The organism is Micromonospora hortensis (genome assembly GCF_022230935.1).
GTDB lineage: Bacteria > Actinomycetota > Actinomycetes > Mycobacteriales > Micromonosporaceae > Micromonospora > Micromonospora hortensis.
This window is the reverse complement of sequence record NZ_JAKKFE010000033.1, coordinates 169,788-191,484: the sequence shown is the minus strand read 5'-3', so window position 1 is coordinate 191,484 and position 21,697 is coordinate 169,788. Positions and strand designations below refer to the sequence as shown.

Sequence of the window (21,697 nt, the reverse complement as noted above, 5' to 3'; positions counted from 1 at the left end):
TCTGGACTAATCCGACCATAGTGGGCGTGAGCCTGGCCTCCCCGCCCATCGAGCTAATCCGGTTCGAGGAGGTGGGTGGAGGCCGCAACGGCGGTGGGCCGCCCGAAGTTCCCCTCGGACGGCCCACGCCTTCGCGCTCGGCTGATCAGATGCGAGACCACTTCTGGTTGGCGGCGCCGAGGCAGTCCCACAGGTGCAGTTTGCCGCCGTTGTTGGGGTTGGCCTCCCGTACGTCCACGCACTTGTTGGCGTTGAGGTTGACCAGGTCGCCGGAGGCGTTGAGGGTGAAGCGTTGCGCCGTGTTGCCGTTGCAGCTGACGAGGTTGACCTCGGTGCCGTTGGCGGTGCCGGCCCAGGCCGGGTCCATGCACTTGCCCATCGCGCGGACGGTCCCGTCGGAGGCGAAGGTCCAGCTCTGGGCCGCCGTGGTGTTGCAGTCCCAGATCTGGAGTTTGGCGCCCTCGACCGGGTTGGCGCCGGGGATGTCGATGCAGCGACCGCTCTGCGCACCCCGGATCCGGTTGGTGCCGGGAGCCGGGTCGCCCCCGCCACCCGAGGTGTAGCTGGACACCCGGACGTAGTCGACGAGCATCTGCTGCGGGAACTGGGTCGAGCCGTCCGGGTAGCCGGGCCAGTTGCCACCGACCGCCACGTTGAGAATCATGAAGAAGGGGTGGTCGAACACCCAACGGTTGCCGCCGAGCCGAGCGGGATCGACCCGGTGATACTGCACCCCGTCGACGTACCAGGTGATGACGTTCGGTTCCCAGTCCACCCGGTAGGTGTGGAAGGTGTCGGCGAGCGGCGCGCCGAGGGTGCGGCTGCCCGTGATGCCGCCGCCGCCGGAGTAGCCGGGCCCGTGCACGGTGCCGTAGACGGTGTTGGGCTCCCTGCCGATGTTCTCCATGACGTCGATCTCGCCAGCGTCGGGCCACCCGCCGCCGGTGCCGAGCATCCAGAAGGCAGGCCAGATGCCCTGACCACGAGGAACCTTGATCCGGGCCTCGAACCGCCCGTACGTCTGGGTGAAGGTGGCCGCCGTCAGCAACCGTGCCGACGTGTACTCACAGCGCCCGTAGTGGCACTGGTAGTTGGCGGGATTGTCCCGGCGGGCGGTGATGACCAGGTTGCCCTGGCCGTCGTGGACGGCGTTGCTGGTGCTGTTCGTGTAGTACTGCCGCTCGTTGTTGCCCCAGCCGCCACCGCCGGTGTCGAACCGCCACTTGTTCTGGTCGACGGGCGTGCCGGCGGGGGAGTTGAACTCGTCCTGCCAGCTGATGGGGCCGATGGCGGCCTCGGCCCGGTCGGGGTGCGCCGGGACGACGAGCGCTGTCGCGGTCGCGACGAGGGCGGCCGCCAGGAGTACGAGGGGGCGGAAGCGGAGGCTGGGCCGGGCTGTGAACACGGGAGGCTCCTCAGCTTGGGGGTGGTGGAGGCGGTTTACCAGGATAGAGAGCGCTCTCTTTAGCGAAGCATGTCGATATCATGTCTTTCTGTCAAGAGTGTTTCCAATATCACGACCGTCCGTTACCGCCCGATGCTGACCAGTGATCGGCGGCGCGCGGACGCCGGTCGTCGCCATCACGCTGCTCGATGCCTCCGAGATGGACGGCGCCGACCCATCGACGGAGTTCGGCGCGGCCGAGGGTTACTCGATAGCGGTCGAATCGACCCTTCCTATTGCCGTGGGGCGTCCACGCGGGACAGGATGACGAGGCGTGCCGGAAACTTTCCCGTAACCTGCGCGCTGCTGGTCTCTGTCACAAGGAAGTGGGAGTCAGTCATGAGCGAGGCGTCGACGGCGCTGGGTGTGCGCCTCTACCCGGATCTGGTCGAGCGGGGCGGCCTGGCCCCCGCGCTGATCGAAACCGCTGCCCACCACGGGCTCGACGTCGGTCGGGTGACAGCGCCGGAGCAGGGGCGGGCCCGGTTCACCTGCGCCGAGCTGCACTCCGACGAGGGCGTGGTCTGTGTGGGGCTGGGCTCGCAGGCCCGGTACTTCATGATTGACCTGCGCGTCTCGGGAGAGGTGCTCGCCCGCGGTGACGTCATGGACCTGGTGCAGGTCGCCCAGGTGGCCGCCGCCTGGCGCGCCGGCCTGACGGTCGCCGAGCTGACCGCCCGGTTCCCGTTCATGGAGGAGATCAAGCACCGCCCAGCGCCGGTGGCCCAGGTCAGCTAGTCGGCGGGGCCGGGCGGTCAGCAGCGCAGCCGAGGTGGCAGTGGTGACTCCGTACCGGCACCCCGGTTGAGATAGGTCGACTGGACGAAGTCGACGAGGCGCTCCGCGTCGGTCGCGATCGAGGCCAGTCCGAACGAGACGCGGACCGCGCCGCCCGTCGGCAGCCCCAGCGCGTCAAGGTACTGGTCGATCGTGTCGACCCCCGCCAACAGCCGCTGCCGCATCGACGTCCGGCTCATCCCGAACGCGCCCTCAGCCGCGCCCGGGTTGCAGAAACAGCCGGTACGCAGGGACAGACCGGCCGCTGCCGCCTCCCGCGCCACGAGCCGCTCGTCGACCAGCGTGCCGTCCGGGTGACGGAGGTTGAAGGTCACTGTGCCCCCGCGCCCCGCACCCGTCGCCGGCCCGTACACCTGGACCAGTGGCCCGCCGGTGTCGTGCCGCAGGGTGGCCAGCCGCTCCAGCAGCCACTCGGTGAGCAGGCCGACCCGGGCATGGACGACGTCGACGCCGATCGAGTCGAGCCAGCGCAACCCGAACTCCACGTCCGGAATGCTCAGGAAGTTGAGCGTGCCGTCCTCGAACGCCGACTCGTCGTCCATCGGCCGGTGCCAGTCGCCCTGCACGCTCACCGCGCGGATCGTGCCGCCGGCGAACCACGGTCGGCGCAACCGGGCCAGCGCCGAACGGCGGGCCAGCAGCGCGCCGACCCCGGTGGGGTAGCCGAAGAGCTTGTACCAGCTCAGGCAGACGAAATCCGGCCGTACGACGCTGAGGTCCAGTCGGTTCGTCGGCGCGAAGGCGGCAGCGTCGAGCAGCACGTCGTAGCCGCGCTGGTGGGCAAGCTCCACCCAGCCCAGCGGGTGTTGCACACCGGAGAAGTTGCTCTGCGCCGGATAGGCGAACAGCCCGCGCCGACCGGGCCGACCCCGGCGACGGGCCAGGCCGCCACTGCCGGCGTCGAGCGCCGCGACCAGGTCCGACTCGGCGACCCGCAGCTCCGGGCCGCTCAGCGGTAGGTAGCGTACGGACGCGCGGGCCGACCGGGCGTACTCGCGGATGCCGTTGACCGAGTTGTGGTTGTCCCAGGTGAGCGTCAGCTTCGCGGTCCGGCCGAAGTCGTACGCCTCGCCGACCAGCCGGCAGGCGCCACTGGCGTTCGGGGTGAAGACGACGGCGTACTCGTCCGGGTCGGCGCGGAAGTAGTCGAGCACCGCGCGTCGCGCCGACTCCACCAGCGACCCCGCCGCCACGCTCGTGGGGTTCTCCGAGTGGGGGTTGCTGTACAGGCCGGCGAGTAACCGGTCGTGGTGATTGCGCACCTGCGCCTGGGCGGCCACCCCGGCTCCGGCGTAGTCGAGGTACACCTGCCCGTCGGTGTCCAGGTGTCGGTACTCGGTGGCCCGCAGCTCGTCGATCCGGCCGGTGGCGGCGTATCCCGGCAGCGCCGTGGGGGAGCCCGGCGGCGTCGGGTCAGGACCCACGACGTGGATCCCGTCGGAGCAGTACCGCCCAGGCCGCGCCCAGGAAGAGCAGGACGAAACCGCCGAGCACCAGCCAGTCGACCCACACCGGCCGAGAGAAGCTGTCGCCGTACGTGGCCAGCAGCGGCGGGCCGAGCGGGGAGCCACCGTCGCGCCAGAGCCGCTCCACACCGGCGGTGTGCCCGAGGCCCTCGAACGCCCAGCGGTTCGACATCGCGTAGCTGAGCCACTGACCGCCGACCGCCATGGCCGGCACCGGCAGGATCGCGCCGACGAACAGCACCTGTGGGAAGCAGAGCATCGGCAGCATGAGCGTCGCCTGGGCCGCGTCGGACACGGCCGCCGAGCAGAGCAGGCCGAGGGCGAGCGCCGCCGTCGAGGAGAGCAGGAGGGTCGCGTACAGGGCGGCGAAGTCGGCGCCGCCGACCGGCGGTAGCCGGTCCATGCCGCGCAGCACCCCGAGCAGGGCCAGGTCCACCAGGGCCAGCAGCGGCAGCAGCACCGCGACCTTCGCCAACAGGTACGGCACCAGCCGGACACCGGCGAGCCGCTCCCGGCGCAGGATCGGCAGCTCGGTGCAGATCTGGAGGAGCCCGTAGGTCAGCCCGAAGAAGAAGCCGCCGAACGCGATCCAGAACAGGATCATCACGGTCACCGTCGGGCTGGGGCTGGTCGGCTCGAACGCTCCCGGGCGGAACAGCAGCGCGAACATACCGAGCACCATCAGCGGCGAGCCGAGCAGGATCGCCAGGGTCAGCCGGTTGCGGACGACGATCTCCGCGTTGCGCGCGGTGAGGACGGCCCACTGGCGCAGCCGGCCGACGCGCCGGGGCGGCGTCGCGGAGACGTCACCGTCGTCGGTGGTACCTGACGGCCCCTCGGTCGCGCGCTGCTCGGCGAAGCGGTCGGGCCACTCGGCGGGTTGCGTCGCTTCGTCGAGCCGGAGGTGCACCTCGGCCAGGGACCGCACGCCGAAGAACTCCCGGGCGGCGGCCGGGGTGCCGGTGAACGCCAGTCGGCCCTGACGGGTCAGCACGACGACCCGGTCGCAGTGGTCCACGTCGGTGATCTGGTGGCTGGTCAGCACGACGGTGGCGCCCGTGTCCGCGAGCGCCCGGAGCACCCGGAGCAGTTCCACGGCGATCGCCGGGTCCAATCCGGAGGTGGGCTCGTCCAGGAAGAACACACCGGGCCGGGTGAGCAGCTCGACGGCGATGCTGGCGCGCTTGCGCTCACCGCCGCTGAGCAGGCCGACCGGCGTGGTGGCCCGGTCGGTGAGTCGCAGCTCGGCGAGCACCTCCGCGACTCGGTCACTGATCTCGGCGGGCCCGGTGGTGGAGGGCAGGCGCAGTCTGGCGGCGTACCGCAGGGTGCGGGCCAGGGGCAGCTCGCGGTGGATGATGTCGTCCTGCGGAACGATTCCGATGGTGCCGGCCGCGGTGGTGCCGTCGTACGTCACGGTGCCCGATGCCGGATGCTGTACCCCGGCGAGGATCTCCAGCAGGGTGGTCTTGCCGGCGCCGCTGGCGCCGATGATCGCGACCAGCTCGCCCGGCGCGATGCTCACTGAGATGTCGGTCAGGATCCGGCGACCGCTCCGGACGCTCTGACCCAGTCCCTGAGCGGCGATGCCGACACCGGCACGCGGGGGAGACGTGGTCTGCTCGGTCGTCATGTCGAGTGCTCGATCCGGTCGGGGAGTGGTCCGCCTGAATATCGTGCCTCGCCGATGCTACTGAGCGGCCGCGCAGCGCGCCCCGGAGTGGACGGTCAGCGACCGTCGTCCGTTCAGCCGGTGGTGGTCCGCGCCTGGAGGAGGTCGAGGCAGTTGCGCCACAGCGTCTCCAGCTGGGTCGGATCGTTGAGCAACTTCGCGAGAAGGACCCGCCCTTCGATCTGCGCGACGATCGATCGGGCGGCCTCCCGGCTGTCGACCGCCGGGCCCGCCAGGCCGCGCTCCTTCGCCTCGACGACGACCTGCTCGATGAGGCTGATCTGCTCCTCGAAGATCTCCTGGAGCCGGCCGCGGATCTCCTCGGCCTGGTTGCTGAGTTCGAGGGCGAGGTTGCCGAACAGGCAGCCCGCGACCACGCCGGCCTTCTGCTGGCCGACGAGCTGGATCTCCTCGGTGGCCTCGAACAGGTCCCGGAGTCGCTGTAGCGGGTCGCGCTCGCTGCCGAGCAGTTGCTCCCACTGGCGTCGCTGGGTGATCCAGTGCTCGTCGATGACGGCGCGGGCGAGCGCCTGCTTGGACTCGAAGAAGTAGTAGAAGCTGCCCTTCGGCACGCCCGCCGCCGCGCAGATTTCGGCCACGCCGAGCGCCGTGTAGCCGCGCTGCTCGATCAGCGTGGCGGCCGCGTCGAGGATCTTGTTCTTCGCGTCACTGGTTCGACCCATGCCTCGACGATACACGACCGGTCGGCTAGCTTTTAGTAGACCAGTCGTCTAGCGAAGGTGGTTCCCTCATGAACAGCAGTCAGAGCCAGAAGGTCGTCGTTATCACCGGTGCCTCCCAGGGCATCGGCGCCGACCTCGTGGCCGCCTACCGCAAGCTCGGGTACGGCGTCGTGGCGACCTCGCGCTCGATCGGCGCGTCCGACGACCCGGAGATCGTCACCGTCCAGGGCGACATCGCGGAGGCCGACACCACCGAGCGGGTGGTACGTGCCGCACTGGACCGCTTCGGGCGGATCGACACTCTCGTGAACAACGCCGGTGTCTTCGTCGCCAAGCCGTTCACCGACTACACCGACGAGGAGTTCGACCTGGTCACCGGGGTCAACCTCGCCGGCTTCTTCCACCTCACCCGCCGCGTCCTGCCGCACCTGCTGGCCGGGGGCTCGGGGCACATCGTCAGCATCACGACCAGCTTCGTCGACCAGCCCAGTTCGCACGTTCCGTCGGTGCTCGCGTCGCTGACCAAGGGCGGCCTCAGCTCGGCCACCAAGTCCCTGGCCATCGAGTACGCGGCCCGGGGCGTACGGGTCAACGCCGTCGCGCCCGGCATCATCAAGACCCCGATGCACCCGGTCGAGACGCACGAGACGCTCGCGGGCCTGCACCCGGTCGGCCGGATGGGCGAGACCAGCGACGTCGTCGACGCCGTCCTCTATCTCGAGTCCGCCCCGTTCGTCACCGGCGAGATCCTGCACGTCGACGGCGGCCAGAACGCGGGTCACTGATCCCGCACACCGAGCGGGCCGCAGACTCCCACGGAGGCAGGATCCGCACCGCGGTGCGGATCCTGGTCTGTGCCGTCACGAACTGCGCATAAGGGATTTTCGGGCTCTGACCCGTCGTCCGGTGCCCATCGCTCCCGGGTGGTGACCGTCGATGCGTGCGGGCGGTAGAGGCGTGGGTCACATCAGCCGCCAGGGGCTCGCGGTACGCCTCGTGTACGGCGCTGGGCTGGTGCCCGATTCCCAGTATTCGATGGCGTGACGTGTGCGCTGCGTTACCGGATGCACCGTGCCCGAGGCATCTTGCCTGGTGGGAAAGCTGCGGGAACGGCCGGGGTCGATTGGCGCGTTGTCGCAGGTGGGCGTGGGTGCTGCGGTCGGGCCTCGGGTCCCGGGAGGGACTGTCGTTGCCGCTGTGGCGGACGAACACTGTGCGACATCTATATTGCCGGATTGTTACTTTTTCAACAGTCCCTCGCCTTGCGGATGGCCCTCCGGCCGCAATACGTTGCCGTCAACAACAAAACCAAGTGAAGGTTCAACCTTCCGGAGGCAACCGATGACGTTGGCGAGGTGGTACGAGCGATGAGCGACGTGCCCATCCTCCTTGAGATGCGCTCCATCACCAAGGAGTTTCCCGGAGTCAAGGCCCTCTCCGACGTCAACCTGGTGGTTCGCGCCGGCGAGATCCATGCCATCTGCGGCGAGAACGGCGCGGGCAAGTCCACCCTGATGAAGGTGCTCAGCGGGGTGTACCCCCACGGCACCTACGACGGCAAGATCATCTACCAGGGGTCGGAGAGCAAGTTCTCCGACATCCGGGCCAGTGAGAACGCCGGCATCGTGATCATCCACCAGGAGCTCGCGCTCATTCCAGGGATGTCGATCGCCGAGAACATCTTCCTCGGCAACGAACCGCGCAAGCGGGGGGCGATCGACTGGAAGGCCGCGAACCGGATGGCGCTGGACCTGATGGCCCGGGTCGGTCTGGAAGAGAACCCGGACACCCTGATCAAGGACATCGGGGTCGGCAAGCAGCAGCTCGTCGAGATCGCCAAGGCGTTCGCCAAGGACGTGAAGCTGCTCATCCTCGACGAGCCCACCGCGGCGCTCAACGAGGCCGACTCCAAGCACCTGCTGGACCTGCTGCGCGGGTTCCGCTCCCGTGGCATCACCTCGATCATGATCTCGCACAAGCTGAACGAGATCGAGGCGATCGCCGACCAGATCACCATCCTGCGCGACGGCCGGACCGTGGAGACCCTCGACGTCAAGGCGGACGGGGTCGACGAGGACCGGATCGTGCGGGGCATGGTCGGCCGTGAGCTGAGCAGCCGGTTCCCGGACCACACGCCGAAGATCGGTGACGTCTTCTTCGAGGTCCGCAACTGGAACGTCCGGCACCCGATCTCCGCCGAGCGGCAGGTCTGCAAGAACGAGAGCTTCGTGGTGCGCCGCGGCGAGATCGTCGGCTTCGCCGGTCTCATGGGCGCGGGCCGCACGGAACTCGCGATGAGTGTCTTCGGCCGCTCCTACGGGGTGTTCGAGTCGGGCACGATCATCAAGGACGGCAAGGAGGTCGTCCTGAAGTCGGTGGCGGACGCCATCGACAACGGTCTCGCGTACGTCAGCGAGGACCGCAAGGCGATCGGCCTCAACCTGCTCGACGACATCAAGACGTCGACGGTGGCCGCCAAGCTGTCCAAGATCTCGCACCACGGCGTCCTGAACGAGGTCGAGGAATACCAGGCGGCTGAGTCGTACCGCAAGGAGTTGCGGACCAAGGCCCCGACGGTCGACGAGAGCGTCTCCAAGCTCTCCGGCGGCAACCAGCAGAAGGTCGTCCTGGCCAAGTGGATGTTCACCGACCCGGACCTGCTGATCCTCGACGAGCCGACGCGCGGCATCGACGTGGGTGCCAAGTACGAGATCTACGGCATCATCCAGCGGCTCGCCGACCAGGGGAAGGGCGTCATCGTCATCTCCTCGGAGCTGCCTGAGCTGATCGGGCTGTGCGACCGCATCTACACAGTGTTCGAAGGCGCCATCACGGGCGAGATCGCCCGGGCGGACGCCACCCCGGAAACCCTCATGAAGCAGATGACCTCGACGAAGAAGATGGCCACACGATGAGCCGATTGAAGGACCTTCAGAAGAACCTGTTCGGAGGCACCACCTCCAACGCTCGCCAGTTCGGCATGATCTTCACCCTGGTGGCGATCGTCGTCCTGTTCCAGATCCTGACCGACGGCCTCACCCTGCGGTCGGACAACCTGATCGCGCTGTTCCAGCAGAACTCGTACATTCTGATTCTGGCCATCGGCATGCTCATGGTGATCGTGGCCGGACACATCGACCTCTCGGTCGGCTCGGTCGCCGCCTTTGCCGGCATCCTGGTCGCCAAGTCGATGACCGAGTGGGACCTTCCCTGGCCCGCTGCCATCGTGTTCGGCCTCGCCATCGGCGCGGTGATCGGCGCCTGGCAGGGCTTCTGGGTGGCCTACATCGGGGTGCCGGCGTTCATCGTCACCCTGGCGGGCATGCTGCTCTTCCGGGGCGGCAACCAGTTCATCGGTAACGCGAGCACCGTCCCGGTGCCGGAGGGCTTCCGGGAGATCGGCTCCGGCTTCCTGCCCGAGTTCGGTCCGAACACCGGTTACAACAACGCCACTCTGCTGCTCGGCCTGGCCGCGGCGTTGGCCGTGGTGTGGCGCGAGGTCCAGGCCCGCAAGACCCGACGGGCCATGGACGCCGACCCGGCGCCCATGTGGATCTCCATCCTGCGGATGGCCATCATGGTCGGCGTCATCGCCTTCGCGGCGCTGCGCTTCGCCAGCGGTCGCGTCGGCACCAGCTTCCCGATCTCCGGCATCATCCTGCTGGTCCTGGTCATCGCGTACTCCTTCTACACCCGCAACACCGCCGGTGGCCGGCACATCTACGCGGTGGGCGGCAACTCCCGGGCGGCCGAGCTGTCCGGTGTGAAGCTCAAGCGGGTCAACTTCTTCGTCATGATGAACATGTCCGTCCTGGCCGCCCTGGCCGGCATGATCTTCGTGGCCCGTTCGGCGGCCTCCGGACCGCAGGACGGCAACGGTTGGGAGCTGGACGCCATCGCCGCCGTCTTCATCGGTGGTGCGGCCGTCGCCGGCGGTATCGGCACCATCAGCGGCTCCATCGTCGGTGGTCTCGTCATGGCCGTGCTCAACAACGGCCTTCAGCTCATGGGTGTCGGCACCGACCGCGTCCAGATCATCAAGGGTCTGGTCCTGTTGCTGGCCGTCGCGATCGACGTCTACAACAAGAGCCAGGGGCGCTTCTCCATCATCGGGAGCCTGATGCGGCCCTTCCGCCGCGACGACTCCGTCCCACCCGCCTCACCGCCGGACGCGGAGCGCGAGCCCGCCAAGGCAGCGGTGTCCGGCTGACGGCCACCGACCTCTCTACCCGCCTCACCATCTAGAAAGGCAAGTCCTCACCATGCGTAAATTCTTCGGCACGTCGGTGGTGGCCATCAGCGCCGCCGCCATGCTGGCCCTCGCCGGCTGCGGCTCCGGCCGCGACGGCGACACCGGCTCCGGCGGCGAGGCCGCCAAGGGCTTCGCGGCCAACTCGCTGATCGGCGTGGCCCTGCCGGCCAAGACATCGGAGAACTGGGTCCTCGCCGGTGACCTGTTCAGCAACGGCCTCAAGGAGGCCGGCTTCCAGGGTGACGTGCAGTACGCCGGCGCGTCGACCACTGTCGCCGACCAGCAGGCCCAGATCACCGCCATGGTCACCAAGGGCGCCAAGGTCATCGTCATCGGCGCGACCGACGCCGCGCAGCTGTCGACCCAGGTCGCGGCGGCCCACACGGCCGGCGTGAAGGTCATCGCCTACGACCGGCTCATCACGAACACCCCGGACCTCGACTACTACGTCGCCTTCGACAACTTCAAGGTCGGCCAGCTCCAGGGCCAGGCCCTGCTGGACGGCATGAAGGCCAAGAAGCCGAACGGCCCGTACAACATCGAGCTGTTCTCCGGCTCGCCGGACGATAACAACGCCGGTGTCTTCTTCAACGGCGCGATGGACGTGCTCAAGCCGGAGATCGACAAGGGCAACGTGGTCGTCGCCTCGGGTCAGAAGGAGGTCAAGCAGACCGCCATCCAGGGCTGGAAGGCCGAGGGTGCGCAGGCCCGCATGGACCAGCTGCTGACCTCGACCTACGGCAACAAGGAGCTGGACGGCGTCCTCTCCCCGAACGACACGCTGGCCCGCGCCATCCTGACCTCGGTCAAGGGTGCTGGCAAGCCGACCCCGATCGTCACCGGTCAGGACTCCGAGGTTGAGTCGGTCAAGTCGATCGTCAAGGGCGAGCAGTACATGACGATCAACAAGGACACCCGCAACCTGGTGAAGGAGACCATCAACATGGTCAAGGCTCTCCAGGCCGGCGACAAGCCGCAGGTGAACGACACCAAGTCCTACAACAACGGCAGCAAGGTCGTCGACACGTACCTGCTCCCGCCGGTCGCCGTCACCAAGGCGAACGCGGCTGAGGCGTACGCCACCGACCCGAAGCTCGCTCCGCTCACCAAGTAATCACCGCACGGGTAGTAACGCCGATGGGTCCCGGGTCTCCTCTACCGGGACCCATCGTCGTCCCTGCACCCCCGCACCAACCGGCATCGACCCGGAAGGAGGTCTGACCGTGGCGACACCAGTACGGGCCAGGCCAGCCGGCGTCGGCCGCAACCCCGAATCCCCGCTGCCGTCGGTTCCCGGCGCCAGCCAGGAGGAGATCCGGCGGCAGAACCTCGGCGCTGTGCTGCGCTACGTCCACCTGCATGGACCGACGTCCCGCGCCGAACTGACCAGCCGGCTCGGCCTCAACCGAAGCACCATCGGCGCCCTCGCGGCCGACCTGGTCACCGGCGGCCTGGTCACCGAGGAGGCACCGACCACCGCCCGCCGCGCCGGCCGCCCCTCGCTGGTGGTCAGCCCCCGCTCCGACCGGGTCTACGCACACGCGTTGAGCATCGACGCGGACCGGCTGCGCGCCGCCCGGGTCGGCCTCGGCGGGCAGATCCTCGACCTGCGGGAGATCCCCCGACCCAGCGGCATGTCGGCGATCGAAGCCGTAGGGCCCCTCGCCGACCTCGTCCGCGACATGGAACGTTCGGTGGCCGGCGACGCGCTGCTGGTCGGCGGCGCCGCCGCGGTCACCGACACCACCCGCGATCCGGACGGCAGGCTCCGGATCGCCAGCATCGACGAAACGCTCGGCGCGGCTTTGGAGGCGGAGTTCCGCTGCGGCCCCGGCTTCGTGGCCGGCGACCTGGCCGACATCGCCGGCCTGGCCGAGCATGTCCGGGGCGTCGCGGCCGGCATCGACGACGTCATCTACCTGCACGGCGACCTGGGCATCAGCGCCGGCATCATCGTTGGTGGCCGACTGGTGGTCGGCCACCGGGGTCACAGCGGCAAGGTCGGCCACATGGTCGTCAACCCCAACGGCCTGCCCTGCGGCTGCGGTTCACGCGGCTGCTGGGAGACCGAGATCTCCGAAGCCGCGCTCCTGCGACACGCCGGCCGTGACCCGAGCGACCGCGCGGCGGTGGCCGAGGTGCTGCGCGCCGCGGCGGAGGGCGACCAGACCGCCCGCGCGGCGGTCGAGCAGGTGGCGGACTGGCTCGGCTTCGGCGTGGCGAACCTGGTCAACGTGGTCAACCCGGACGCAGTGGTGTTCGGTGGCTCGCTGCGCGACATCTTCACCGCCGGTGCGGACGTGGTTCGGGATCGGCTCGACACGATGCCGCTGCCCGCGTCCCGCGAGCACCTGCGGTTGCGCGCGGCGGCGCTCGGCCGCGACGCCGTCCTGATCGGCGCCGCCGAGTTGGCGTTCGACAAACTCCTGGCCGACCCGTTGAACGTCGGTGTCGCGGGCCAGGGCGGGACCGCCGAGCCCGAGTAGCCGCAGCTGCCCGCCGGTGCCGGCCCGGCTCCGGAGCGGGTGGCGCGTGATCCCCAGTGCTTCGTTCTGACCTCACTCACTCTGGCCTTCGTGACGCTTCCCGTACGCTTTATCGTACGCTGTACGGTAGTGCGGACGGACAGTTTCGGGAGGGGAGCGCTCTGATGACAGGAGCCGACGCGATAGTGGCGCGGGGGCTGCGCAAGCGGTATCGGGACCGGTACGCGCTGGAGGGGTTCGACCTGCGGGTGCCGCGGGGAACGGTGTGCGGCCTGCTCGGCCCGAACGGGGCCGGCAAGACCACAGCGGTACGGATCCTCGCCACCCTGCTCCGCCTCGACGAGGGTCGCGCCGAGGTGGCCGGCTTCGACGTGACCCGCCAACCCGACCAGGTGCGTTACCGCATCGGGCTGGTGGGGCAGCACCCCGCGCTCGACGAGGCGCTGAGCGGCCGACAGAATCTCGTGCTCTTTGGCCGACTGTTTCACCTGGGTCGCCGCCGGGCCCGTCAACGGGCGGTCGAGCTGCTGGAACGCTTCGGTCTCGCCGACGCCGCCGAACAGCCGGTCAGCACGTACTCCGGCGGCATGCGCCGACGGCTCGACCTGGCGGCCGGGATGATCCTGGCCCCCGCGGTCCTCTTCCTCGACGAGCCCACCACCGGGCTGGACCCGCGTGGCCGCAACGAGGTGTGGGAGTCGGTCCGGGAGTTGGTACGCACCGGCACCACGGTGCTGCTCACCACCCAACAACTGGACGAGGCCGACCAACTCGCCGATCGGATCTCGGTGGTCGAGGCCGGCCGGGTGATAGCCGAGGGGACTCCGGACGACCTCAAGACCCGGCTCGGCGGCGATCGGATCGAGGTGGTCGTCGCGGCGCCGACCGACCTTGCCGCCGCCGTCACCCAGATACGCCGGGCGGCCGACGACGAACCGACCGTCGACGTGGACCGGCGGATGGTGAGCGTCCGGGTAGGCCACCAGGCCGGTGCGCTCGTCGACGTGCTGCGGGCGCTCGACGCCGTGAACATCCCGGTGGCGGACGTCGCGCTGCGCCGCCCAACCCTGGACGACGTGTTCCTGCACCTCACCGGGCACCGGGCGGCGTCGGCCGAGGTGGCGGCATGAGCGCGGTGAGTATGCCGGCCCCGCCGGTGGACCTGACGCCCGGCCGGCCCACCCTCCTGGCCGACAGCGGCACGCTGATCTGGCGCGGCCTGGCCCGGTGGCGACGCGATCCCGGCCCGCTGATCGCCTCGCTCGGCTTCAACATCCTGATCGTGCTGATGTTCGCCTACCTGTTCGGTGGCGCGTTGCAGGTGCCCGGCGGTGGGAGCTACCGAGAGTTCCTGATGCCCGGCATGTTCGTGATGACCATGGTCTTCGGCATCAGTCTCACCACGATCGCCGTTGCCGAGGACCTGGAGCGCGGGGTGACCGACCGGCTCCGATCGATGCCCGTCTCACCGCTGGCACCGCTGGCGGCCCGGGCGGTGGCCGACATGCTGTTCGCGCTGGTCACCCTCGGGGTCCTGCTGCTGACCGGCCTGGCAATCGGGTGGCGGGCACACGGTGGGGTCGGCGCCACGCTGGCAGCGGTGGGGTTGATCCTGCTGCTGCGCTTCGCCCTCATCTGGGTCGGCATCTTCCTCGGACTGGTCACCCGCGGGCAGACGGCAGTGGTGGCCGTGCAGACCCTGGAGTTTCCGCTCGGCTTCCTCTCCAACGCGTTCGTCGCACCGTCCACCATGCCCGCCTGGCTCGGTGCGGTGGCAGCGTGGAACCCGCTGTCGGCGACCGTCGGCGCCACCCGTGAGCTGTTCGGTAACCCCGGTTGGGGCGGCGACTCCTGGGCGGCGCAGCACTACCAGTTGCTGGCGGTGCTCTGGCCACTCGTGCTGGTCGCGGTCTTCCTGCCACTCTCGGTCGCCCGGTACCGGCGGCTGGCCGGCTGAGCCCGCGCGGACGCGGAGTGCGACTCTTGGGCCCGATCGGTGTCGGTGGTCGTCGTCAGGCTCACCGGCGTGGAAGCGCACCGACTCGATCGGGCCGGGGCGGGTGATCGCCGAGGCCCCCGCTCCCCGACGAGCACCCGTCGCCCAACTAGGCGATCCGGCGGACCCGGCGCACCGCCAGGTAGAGCAGGAGCAGGGCGAGGGCGACGAAGATGCCCGTCTCGATGCCCTGGAACAGCCAGAACCGGTCCGCCGGCTGGTAGAGCTGCCAGTTGTACGCGCCCGGTTCGAGGCCCAACTCGGCGCCGCAGACCCGACCGTCCGGCCCCTTACCGCCCGGCGGGCACTGGATCCGACCGCCCTCCGCGATCATCGTGCCGTCGGGGTTCCGGACGCCCTGCGCGAGGATCCAGTCTCCCCGGCTGACCTCCGGTGGCCCTTCCCCCTCGATCGGGAAGGTCTGGGTCCGGGCCGGCTGATAGTGCCGTCGGGCCAGCAGCTCGACCGCCGCCCGTACACCGATGAAGCCGGCGAGGGTGATGCCCATGGCGGGCAGCATCCGCTTCCACACGGTGCCGGCGAAGACGCCCAGCGCCACGGCGAACAGGGTGTACCCGATCGGGACGATGCCCTGCAGGTCGAAGACGATCATGCCGAACCGGCCCTCGTGCGCGGACTTGGTGAGCGGGTCGACCCACCAGGACATGCCCAGCCCGTAGACCGTCGCGAGGATCAGAACGGACCCGCTCACGAGACCGAACTTCACCAGGGCCCAGCGGGTCCGGCCGACGCCCTGGGTCCAGACGAACCGGTGCGTGCCCTGCTCCACCTCGCGGGCGACCAGCGGCGCACCCCAGAAGAGGCCGACCAGCACCGGCAGGGTGATCAGCAGTACGGCCACCAGACTGAGGTTGCCGTACTGGTCGCCGAAGCGCCGATAGCCCGCATCGCACGTGTCCCGGGTTGCCTGCGCCACGTCGGCGCGGGCGAGTTGGTTGGCGCAGTCCGTCAGCCCGAGGTCGGAGAAGGTGTGCCGCATCGCCAGGCCGATGGGCACCAGCAGGGCGGCGAGCGCCGCGAGCCCCAGCAGGGTGTAGAACGCCTGCTTGCGGTGTTGCCGCCAGGTCAACCAGATCATGCCGCTACCCCCCACTCGCTGTGACTGGTCTTCGTGGTGCCGTCGGCCAGGTAGGCCAGCACGACGTCCTCCAGGCTCACCTCGCGGACCGTCCAGGCCGGATCGGTGACCGGCCCGTCGGTGCGGACGAGCAACGTTGACTGCCGGTCGGTGTGGCTGGCCCGGATCACTGCGGCGACGCCCCCGATGACGCCGCCGTCGTGCCGCGGCCCGACGAGCTGCCGGTGCTCGGTGACCAGGTCGTCGACAGCGCCGGTGAGCTGCACCTGGGAGGCGTTGAGCACGATCAGGTAGTCGCAGACGCGTTCCAGGTCGGCCAGCAGGTGCGAGGAGAGCAGGACTGTGGTGCCCGACTCCGCGACGCTGCCCATCAGGGACTGGAGGAACTCCCGTCGCGCCAGCGGGTCGAGGCTGGCGACCGGTTCGTCGAGCAGCAGCAGTCGCGGCTGCTTGGCCAGCGCCAGGGCCAGCGCGACCTGGGCCCGTTGACCGCCGGAGAGCTTGCCGACCGGCTTGTCCGGTGGAATGCCGAGCTGTGCCAGCCGCTGGCGAGCCAACGCCGCGTCCCACCGTTTGTTCAGCTTGCCGCCGGCGATGACCAACTCGGACGCCGTGAAGTCCCGGTACAGCGGGGTGTCCTGGGCGACGAACCCTATGTCGGCCAGTCCCTCCGTGTCACCGTACGGGGATCGACCGAACACCCGGACCGTGCCCGCGTCGGGCTTGAGCAGCCCGACGGCCAGGTGCAACAGCGTGCTCTTGCCCGCGCCGTTCGGCCCGACCAGAGCGGCGATCCGGCCGGCCGGCAAATGCAGCGAGCAGTCCCGCAACGCCCAGGTGCTGCCGTACCGCTTGCCGAGCAGGTCCGCTTCCAAGACCATGTCCATCCCTTGTCCTCTCGTTCCGTTCACGCGATCGCTTCGCGGTCGCGCGAGCGCTTGCGGTGCCTGATGGTTCGTTCGCTCTGCTCGCTCACGCGGGCTCGTTCTGCGGGGCGTCGTCGGCGAGGGTGGCGCGCAACGTCGTCTCCACCAGGGCGATGACGTCCTCGGCCGTGAGACCGGCCGCTTGCGCCCGGTGCAGCCAGGCGACCAGGTCGTCGCGCAGCTCGGCCTGGTTGGGCAGGGACGCGCTGGCCAGCGTGCGCTGGACGAACGTGCCCACCCCGGGTCGGCCACCGACCAGACCCTCGATCTCCAACTCCCGGTACGCCTTCAGCACCGTGTTCGGGTTGATCGCCAGGGATTGCGCGACGTCCCGGACCTTCGGCAACTGGTCGCCCGGCGTCAGCAGGCCAACCCGCAACGCCTGTTTCACCTGCTGCACGAGCTGCATGTAGGTGTTCACCTTCGACCGGCTGTCCAGTACGAACTCGATCACTCCCGATGATCCTTCCTGTTGTCCTACGACAGTAGGACTAATAGACAGCTTCATCGGTGACTCACCCGGCTGTCAAGCCCGCCGCGGCAGGTTCTGTTCGGGCACGGCGCGTCTCGTCCGGCGCGCCGCGCGCTCGCTGGCTGCGCATCGGGTCCGTGCCCGGCGTGGCGGGCCGACCCCGGTGGCACCGGCAGGCCACCGGTTGGCACCCAAGGGCCAGCCCGAGGGGAAGGGACCGGCAGCGATCCGCGTGGACGGGGAGGTGTTCGATGGTCACCAACGAACTGACGACGTCGAGGGCGACTCCACTACAGGCCGCCCGTGCCCGGGGCCGCGTACGCGGGCGACTGATCCTGCTCGGCCCGGCGTTCGTCGCCGCCGTCGCGTACGTCGACCCCGGCAACTTCGCCACCAACTCCGCCGCCGGCGCCCGCTACGGCTACCTGCTGGTCTGGGTCGTGGTGGTGGCCAACCTGATGGCGATGCTGGTGCAGACGCTCACCGCGAAGCTGGGTCTGGCCACCGGGCGTAGCCTGCCCGAGCTGTGCCGGGAACGCCTCCCCAAGCCGGTGAACCGGGTGATGTGGGTGCAGGCCGAGTTGGTCGCCATGGCCACCGACCTCGCCGAGGTGATCGGTGGCGCCGTCGCCCTCTACCTGCTCTTCGGCATCCCCCTGCTGCCCGGCGGGATCATCATCGGCACTGCCGCGTTCGCCGTGCTCGCCCTGCGCTCGCGCGGGTACCGCGCCTTCGAGGTCGTCATCGCCGTCCTGCTCGGGGTGATCGTGCTGGCCTTCGCCGCCAACCTGCTGGCCTCCGGCTCCGACCCCGCCTCGGCCATGGCCGGTCTGGTGCCCCGTCTGCAGGGCACGGACAGCGTGCTGTTGGCCGCCGGCATCCTCGGCGCGACAGTCATGCCGCACGTCATCTACGTGCACTCCGCGCTCACCCGCGACCGCATTCCCGCCGCCGACGACACCGAGCGTCGGATCCTGTTCCGCGGCCAGCGCACCGACGTGCTACTCGCCCTCAGCGCGGCCGGCGCTGTCAACCTCGCCATGCTGCTGATCGCCGCGGCCAGTTTCCGGGGCGGCGGCCCGGGCGGTGCGGACAGTCTGGAGGGCGTGCACGCCGGGCTCGGCCAGACCATCGGGACCGCCGCCGCGTTCGGCTTCGCCGTCGCCCTGCTGGTATCGGGGCTCGCCTCCACGAGCGTCGGCACCTACGCCGGAGAGGTGATCATGCAGGGCTTCCTGCGTCGGCGGGTACCGCTGCTGCTGCGTCGGATGGTCACCCTGCTGCCCGCCCTGGCGGTGCTCGCCATCGGCCTCGACCCGACCCGGGCGCTCGTGCTGTCCCAGGTCATCCTCAGTTTCGGCATCCCGTTCGCGCTGATTCCGGTGGTCGCCTTCACCCGCCGACGCGACCTGATGGGCAACCTGGTCAACCACCCGCTCACCACCGCCGCCGCGTCACTGGTGGCCGTGCTGGTGGTCGCGCTCAACGCGTTCCTCCTCTGGCAGGTCGTCGCCGGCTGAGCCGGCTGGTCGGCGCTGCGGGCTGAGCCGGCCGGGGCCGGCGGGAACGGGCGTTGTCAGGTGCGACGCCCCTCGTCGCGGGCCGGGATCTCCTGGCGCTGTTCGAGGGCGTCCGCCGGGTTGGCGTCGGCCGGCAGCGACGTCACCTCCTCGAGCGTGCCCGCCGGGAAGGCGCCCTGCTCGGCCAGGTCGGCCTCGGCCGCCTCCGGGTCCACGTCGCCCGACACCCGGTCCGGCGGCCCGACGTCGAACGCGTCCTGCCGTTGCTCAAGGGCATCCGCCTCGGGCGGAGGGAACGTGTCGCCCTGTTCGTCCCGGTACGTGCTCATCGGAGCCTCCCACCCGGCGGGTGTCGACATGCCGCCGGGCCGCTGCCTACCCGCCGGCGCGGCACTCACGCCGCCGCGCCGGCCAAGATCTGGGCGGTTTCCGGGACAGTGCTGCCTCCACGGCAGCGGAAGCAGCACTGTCCCGGTAGTTGCGCGGACCTTGAGTGGGTCTGGCGTCACGCCCGGCGGCACTGGCCCGCGGTGGGCTTTCGTACCGTGGTGGGCACCCCCAGATCGACCGGGGTCGGGCCACCGGAACAGGCCACCGTGCCCACCTGGCCGCCGGCGAGGATGGGCGCCGACGCGGTACCGGTCAGCGCCAGCGGCCCGGCCACCCGGGCCCCCACCATCGTGACGTGGTCGGTGGTGCCGGTCAGCGCCACCGCGCCGCGTACCTCGGTGTTCAGCACCTCGACGGCAGCGGCGCGCGACGCCGTCAGGTCTCCGGCGATCGAGGAGCCCTGGGCGACCAGGGCGGCGCCGGGCGCGACGGTGACCGGGCCGGTCACCGTGGCCGTGCGCAGGCAGGTGACACCGGCGCTGACGGTCAGCGGGCCGGCGTGCCGGCCGGTGATCACTGTGGTGCAGTCCGGTGGGGGCGGGATCAGCGTGGCCACGAACGCGCGGGCCGGCCCGATGTTGCCGACGGCGTCGATGCCCCGGTACTCGACGCGGTGCCGGCCGTACCCGGGAGTCCGCTCGGCGAACGGGGACACGGACAGGCCGCCCGAGCCGAGGTTGCCGTAGACCAGACCGTCCACGTCGGTGCCGGTGGCGGTGAACAGGAACGGTGATCGGGCGTCGGTGGGCCAACCGTAGTAGTTGTGCCACCCGTCGCCGTCGAGCCGGAACTCCGAGGTGACCTGACCGGTGCCGTCGTCGGTGCCGGTCAACCCCATGCTGAACGGGCCGTTGTACACGTACTCGGTGGGTCGGCCGGGCCGGGTAACGGTGAGCAGCGGCTCGGAGAGGGCGTACGCCACGTCGGGCCGTGTCGCGTCGACCGTCCAGGTGCGGGTCACCGCCTTCCCGGTGGCCGGTTCGCTGACGCGGGCGGTCAGCCGGTGGGTGCCCCGCGACAGGCGCAGGGCGGACAGGTCCACGTCCCGGTCGGTGCCGGTGTCGGCCACCGGCCGGCCGTCGAGGGTCCAGCGCACGCGTGGCGCCCGATCGGTGGGCTGGTTGGTCCGCACGTACACCACATCCTGCGCGCCGACCGGTCGGTCGGTCGCGGTGGACGCGGTGATCGCCAGCGGCGACTCCACCACCGGGGTACGCACCGCGGTGTCCACTGTCCAGGTACGGGTCTGGGTCAGCGCCGGTGAGCTGCGGATCGCCGGGTCGCGGACGAACTCCGTCGGGTCGGTCACCGTGGCGGTCACCGTGTGCCGGCCGGGGGAGAGCCGTAGTTTCCGAAGGTCCAGATGGCGGGCGTTGCCGGTGCGCGGCACCGCACTGCCGTCCACCGACCACGTCACCGTCAGCGCGTGGCTCACCGGGTGCAGGGTGTCCACCCAGAGCAGTCGGTCCGCGCCCACCGCCTGATCGGTGGCCGTGCCGCCCTGCACGATGCCGACCCGGGCGGCGATCCGTTCGGTCATCCGCTCGCGGCCGACCTGGTCGAAGTAGAAGCCCAGCGACTTCATCATCGAGTGCCGGCTCGGTCGCCACACCCCACGCTGGAGGTACAGGCCGCCCTCGTAGCGGCCGATCGTTCCGCCCGACTCGCTCGGCTCACCGAGCCAGCGCCACCACTTGGCCCGGGTGTCGCGCATCTGCCGCTCGGTCAACACGGTGTGGTGCGCCGAGTCCGGTTCCGGCCCGCTGTAGGTGTCGCCCGGCACCCCACGGCCGTAGTAGTCGTACTCGTCCTGCAAGCCACCGAGCGAGTGCCCCAGCTCGTGCGGGCTGATCAGCGCGGAGAGGGCGTTGCCGCCGGAGGCGGTGGCGTTGCTGCCGCCGGCCCCGCCGTAGGTGCCGCTGTTGGCCAGCGCGATCAACTGCCGGTTGCCGGGGGTGGTGCCGCCGGCCAGGTCGGCGTACGCGTTAGCGGCGGTGCCGTCGACAGTGAGCAGGCGTTGCACGCTCGCCGGGTTGCAACCACCCCAGAAGCCCATGCCCAGCGCGGTGTCGCGTCGCGGCGCGGACAGGCCGGGGTCGCAGTCCACCCCGGACTCCGCCGAGACGATCTCCACGGCGTAGACGTTGAAGTTACTGCGGTAGGACTTGAACGGCTCGATCGTCCACAGGGTGTTGAGGTGCCGGTCCACGTGTGCTCGGAAGGTGGGCAGGTCGGCCTCGGTGTAACCGTCGCCCAGCAGCACCAGGTTGAACCGCGTCGCCGGATCACCGGTGACCTGGATCGGCACCACTGTGGCACTGGCCACCGGGGCGGCGGCCGGTGTGGCGGCGGCCGGTGTGCCGACCGTCAGTCCCGCCGCGACGAGCGCCGCGACACACAACCCCGCTCTGATCCGCACCCTGCGCCCCTTTCCATGGCCGGTCGGCCTGGCGGCGCCGGGCGCCGGGCCCGGCGGGGGCGCCGTCGTCCGGG

The 21,697-nt window shown here is 70.1% G+C and carries 18 protein-coding genes; 9 read left to right on the top strand and 9 right to left on the bottom strand.

Annotated elements, in window-relative coordinates; all coding sequences use genetic code 11:
- Positions 1-145: 145 nt before the first annotated feature.
- Positions 146-1,405 (bottom strand): glycoside hydrolase family 16 protein, encoded by a 1,260-nt coding sequence (locus tag NIE111_RS23060; protein ID WP_238686359.1) that lies wholly within the window; start codon positions 1,403-1,405, stop codon positions 146-148.
- A gap of 378 nt (positions 1,406-1,783) precedes the next feature.
- Here NIE111_RS23060 and NIE111_RS23055 point away from each other — a divergent pair, with 378 nt between their 5' ends.
- Positions 1,784-2,182 carry a hypothetical protein gene (locus NIE111_RS23055; protein WP_238686358.1) on the top strand — a complete coding sequence of 133 codons (399 nt, stop codon included), beginning with the start codon at positions 1,784-1,786 and terminating at the stop codon, positions 2,180-2,182.
- A 17-nt stretch (positions 2,183-2,199) separates the two neighbouring features.
- On the opposite strand, the gene NIE111_RS23050 is transcribed toward NIE111_RS23055, so the two are convergent.
- The 3 genes from NIE111_RS23050 to NIE111_RS23040 form a co-directional block, all read right to left on the bottom strand.
- Positions 2,200-3,666: an aminotransferase class V-fold PLP-dependent enzyme gene (locus NIE111_RS23050; RefSeq protein WP_238686357.1), complete on the bottom strand. Its 1,467-nt coding sequence runs from the start codon at positions 3,664-3,666 to the stop codon at positions 2,200-2,202.
- Positions 3,656-5,341: an ABC transporter ATP-binding protein/permease gene (locus NIE111_RS23045; protein ID WP_238686356.1), complete on the bottom strand. Its 1,686-nt coding sequence runs from the start codon at positions 5,339-5,341 to the stop codon at positions 3,656-3,658. Before NIE111_RS23045 ends, NIE111_RS23050 begins: the two co-directional genes overlap by 11 nt.
- Positions 5,342-5,454: 113 nt before the next feature.
- Positions 5,455-6,063, bottom strand: a complete 609-nt coding sequence (locus tag NIE111_RS23040) for a TetR family transcriptional regulator (protein WP_238686355.1) — start codon at positions 6,061-6,063, stop codon at positions 5,455-5,457.
- A 68-nt stretch (positions 6,064-6,131) separates the two neighbouring features.
- Here NIE111_RS23040 and NIE111_RS23035 point away from each other — a divergent pair, with 68 nt between their 5' ends.
- The 7 genes from NIE111_RS23035 to NIE111_RS23005 all read left to right on the top strand — a co-directional run bounded on the left by NIE111_RS23035 (position 6,132) and on the right by NIE111_RS23005 (position 14,758).
- The gene (locus NIE111_RS23035; RefSeq protein WP_238686354.1) at positions 6,132-6,848 is read left to right on the top strand and encodes an SDR family NAD(P)-dependent oxidoreductase; all 717 of its coding nucleotides are present in this window, start codon (positions 6,132-6,134) and stop codon (positions 6,846-6,848) included.
- A 582-nt stretch (positions 6,849-7,430) separates the two neighbouring features.
- Entirely contained in the window at positions 7,431-8,978 is a 1,548-nt protein-coding gene (gene mmsA, locus NIE111_RS23030; protein WP_238686353.1) for a multiple monosaccharide ABC transporter ATP-binding protein, read from the top strand.
- A complete protein-coding gene (gene mmsB / locus NIE111_RS23025) occupies positions 8,975-10,273 on the top strand; it encodes a multiple monosaccharide ABC transporter permease (protein WP_238686352.1) in 1,299 nt (432 codons plus the stop codon). The genes mmsA and mmsB overlap by 4 nt, the downstream gene beginning before the upstream one ends.
- 52 nt (positions 10,274-10,325) lie before the next feature.
- Positions 10,326-11,429, top strand: a complete 1,104-nt coding sequence (locus NIE111_RS23020) for a substrate-binding domain-containing protein (RefSeq protein WP_238686351.1) — start codon at positions 10,326-10,328, stop codon at positions 11,427-11,429.
- 109 nt (positions 11,430-11,538) lie between these two features.
- Positions 11,539-12,801: an ROK family transcriptional regulator gene (locus NIE111_RS23015; protein WP_238686350.1), complete on the top strand. Its 1,263-nt coding sequence runs from the start codon at positions 11,539-11,541 to the stop codon at positions 12,799-12,801.
- 164 nt (positions 12,802-12,965) lie between these two features.
- Positions 12,966-13,931 (top strand): ATP-binding cassette domain-containing protein, encoded by a 966-nt coding sequence (locus NIE111_RS23010; RefSeq protein ID WP_238686349.1) that lies wholly within the window; start codon positions 12,966-12,968, stop codon positions 13,929-13,931.
- Positions 13,928-14,758 carry an ABC transporter permease gene (locus NIE111_RS23005; RefSeq protein WP_238686348.1) on the top strand — a complete coding sequence of 277 codons (831 nt, stop codon included), beginning with the start codon at positions 13,928-13,930 and terminating at the stop codon, positions 14,756-14,758. Before NIE111_RS23010 ends, NIE111_RS23005 begins: the two co-directional genes overlap by 4 nt.
- A 148-nt stretch (positions 14,759-14,906) precedes the next feature.
- On the opposite strand, the gene NIE111_RS23000 is transcribed toward NIE111_RS23005, so the two are convergent.
- The 3 genes from NIE111_RS23000 to NIE111_RS22990 form a co-directional block, all read right to left on the bottom strand.
- Positions 14,907-15,896 (bottom strand): ABC transporter permease, encoded by a 990-nt coding sequence (locus NIE111_RS23000; RefSeq protein WP_238686347.1) that lies wholly within the window; start codon positions 15,894-15,896, stop codon positions 14,907-14,909.
- A complete protein-coding gene (locus NIE111_RS22995) occupies positions 15,893-16,783 on the bottom strand; it encodes an ABC transporter ATP-binding protein (protein ID WP_238686346.1) in 891 nt (296 codons plus the stop codon). The genes NIE111_RS23000 and NIE111_RS22995 overlap by 4 nt, the downstream gene beginning before the upstream one ends.
- Positions 16,784-16,868: 85 nt before the next feature.
- Entirely contained in the window at positions 16,869-17,276 is a 408-nt protein-coding gene (locus tag NIE111_RS22990) for a GntR family transcriptional regulator (protein WP_238686345.1), read from the bottom strand.
- Positions 17,277-17,545: 269 nt separating this feature from the next.
- Between NIE111_RS22990 and NIE111_RS22985 the strand changes: the two genes are divergently transcribed.
- Entirely contained in the window at positions 17,546-18,814 is a 1,269-nt protein-coding gene (locus NIE111_RS22985) for an Nramp family divalent metal transporter (protein WP_238686344.1), read from the top strand.
- Positions 18,815-18,870: 56 nt separating this feature from the next.
- Here NIE111_RS22985 and NIE111_RS22980 read toward each other — a convergent pair whose 3' ends face one another.
- Both NIE111_RS22980 and NIE111_RS22975 read right to left on the bottom strand, forming a co-directional pair.
- On the bottom strand, positions 18,871-19,143 hold the full coding sequence (locus tag NIE111_RS22980) for a hypothetical protein (protein WP_238677066.1): 273 nt from the start codon (positions 19,141-19,143) through the stop codon (positions 18,871-18,873).
- A 176-nt stretch (positions 19,144-19,319) separates the two neighbouring features.
- Positions 19,320-21,623: a M64 family metallopeptidase gene (locus tag NIE111_RS22975; protein ID WP_238686343.1), complete on the bottom strand. Its 2,304-nt coding sequence runs from the start codon at positions 21,621-21,623 to the stop codon at positions 19,320-19,322.
- Positions 21,624-21,697: the final 74 nt, after the last annotated feature.

Excerpts from the sequence above, each read along its gene's own strand:
- NIE111_RS23055 (WP_238686358.1), top strand. The coding sequence starts at position 1,784 with ATGAGCGAGGCGTCGACGGCGCTGGGTGTGCGCCTCTACCCGGATCTG.
- NIE111_RS23045 (WP_238686356.1), bottom strand. The coding sequence starts at position 5,341 with ATGACGACCGAGCAGACCACGTCTCCCCCGCGTGCCGGTGTCGGCATC.
- NIE111_RS23040 (WP_238686355.1), bottom strand. The coding sequence starts at position 6,063 with ATGGGTCGAACCAGTGACGCGAAGAACAAGATCCTCGACGCGGCCGCC.
- NIE111_RS23035 (WP_238686354.1), top strand. The coding sequence starts at position 6,132 with ATGAACAGCAGTCAGAGCCAGAAGGTCGTCGTTATCACCGGTGCCTCC.
- mmsA (WP_238686353.1), top strand. The coding sequence starts at position 7,431 with ATGAGCGACGTGCCCATCCTCCTTGAGATGCGCTCCATCACCAAGGAG.
- mmsB (WP_238686352.1), top strand. The coding sequence starts at position 8,975 with ATGAGCCGATTGAAGGACCTTCAGAAGAACCTGTTCGGAGGCACCACC.
- NIE111_RS23020 (WP_238686351.1), top strand. The coding sequence starts at position 10,326 with ATGCGTAAATTCTTCGGCACGTCGGTGGTGGCCATCAGCGCCGCCGCC.
- NIE111_RS23010 (WP_238686349.1), top strand. The coding sequence starts at position 12,966 with ATGACAGGAGCCGACGCGATAGTGGCGCGGGGGCTGCGCAAGCGGTAT.
- NIE111_RS23005 (WP_238686348.1), top strand. The coding sequence starts at position 13,928 with ATGAGCGCGGTGAGTATGCCGGCCCCGCCGGTGGACCTGACGCCCGGC.
- NIE111_RS23000 (WP_238686347.1), bottom strand. The coding sequence starts at position 15,896 with ATGATCTGGTTGACCTGGCGGCAACACCGCAAGCAGGCGTTCTACACC.
- NIE111_RS22995 (WP_238686346.1), bottom strand. The coding sequence starts at position 16,783 with ATGGACATGGTCTTGGAAGCGGACCTGCTCGGCAAGCGGTACGGCAGC.
- NIE111_RS22985 (WP_238686344.1), top strand. The coding sequence starts at position 17,546 with ATGGTCACCAACGAACTGACGACGTCGAGGGCGACTCCACTACAGGCC.
- NIE111_RS22980 (WP_238677066.1), bottom strand. The coding sequence starts at position 19,143 with ATGAGCACGTACCGGGACGAACAGGGCGACACGTTCCCTCCGCCCGAG.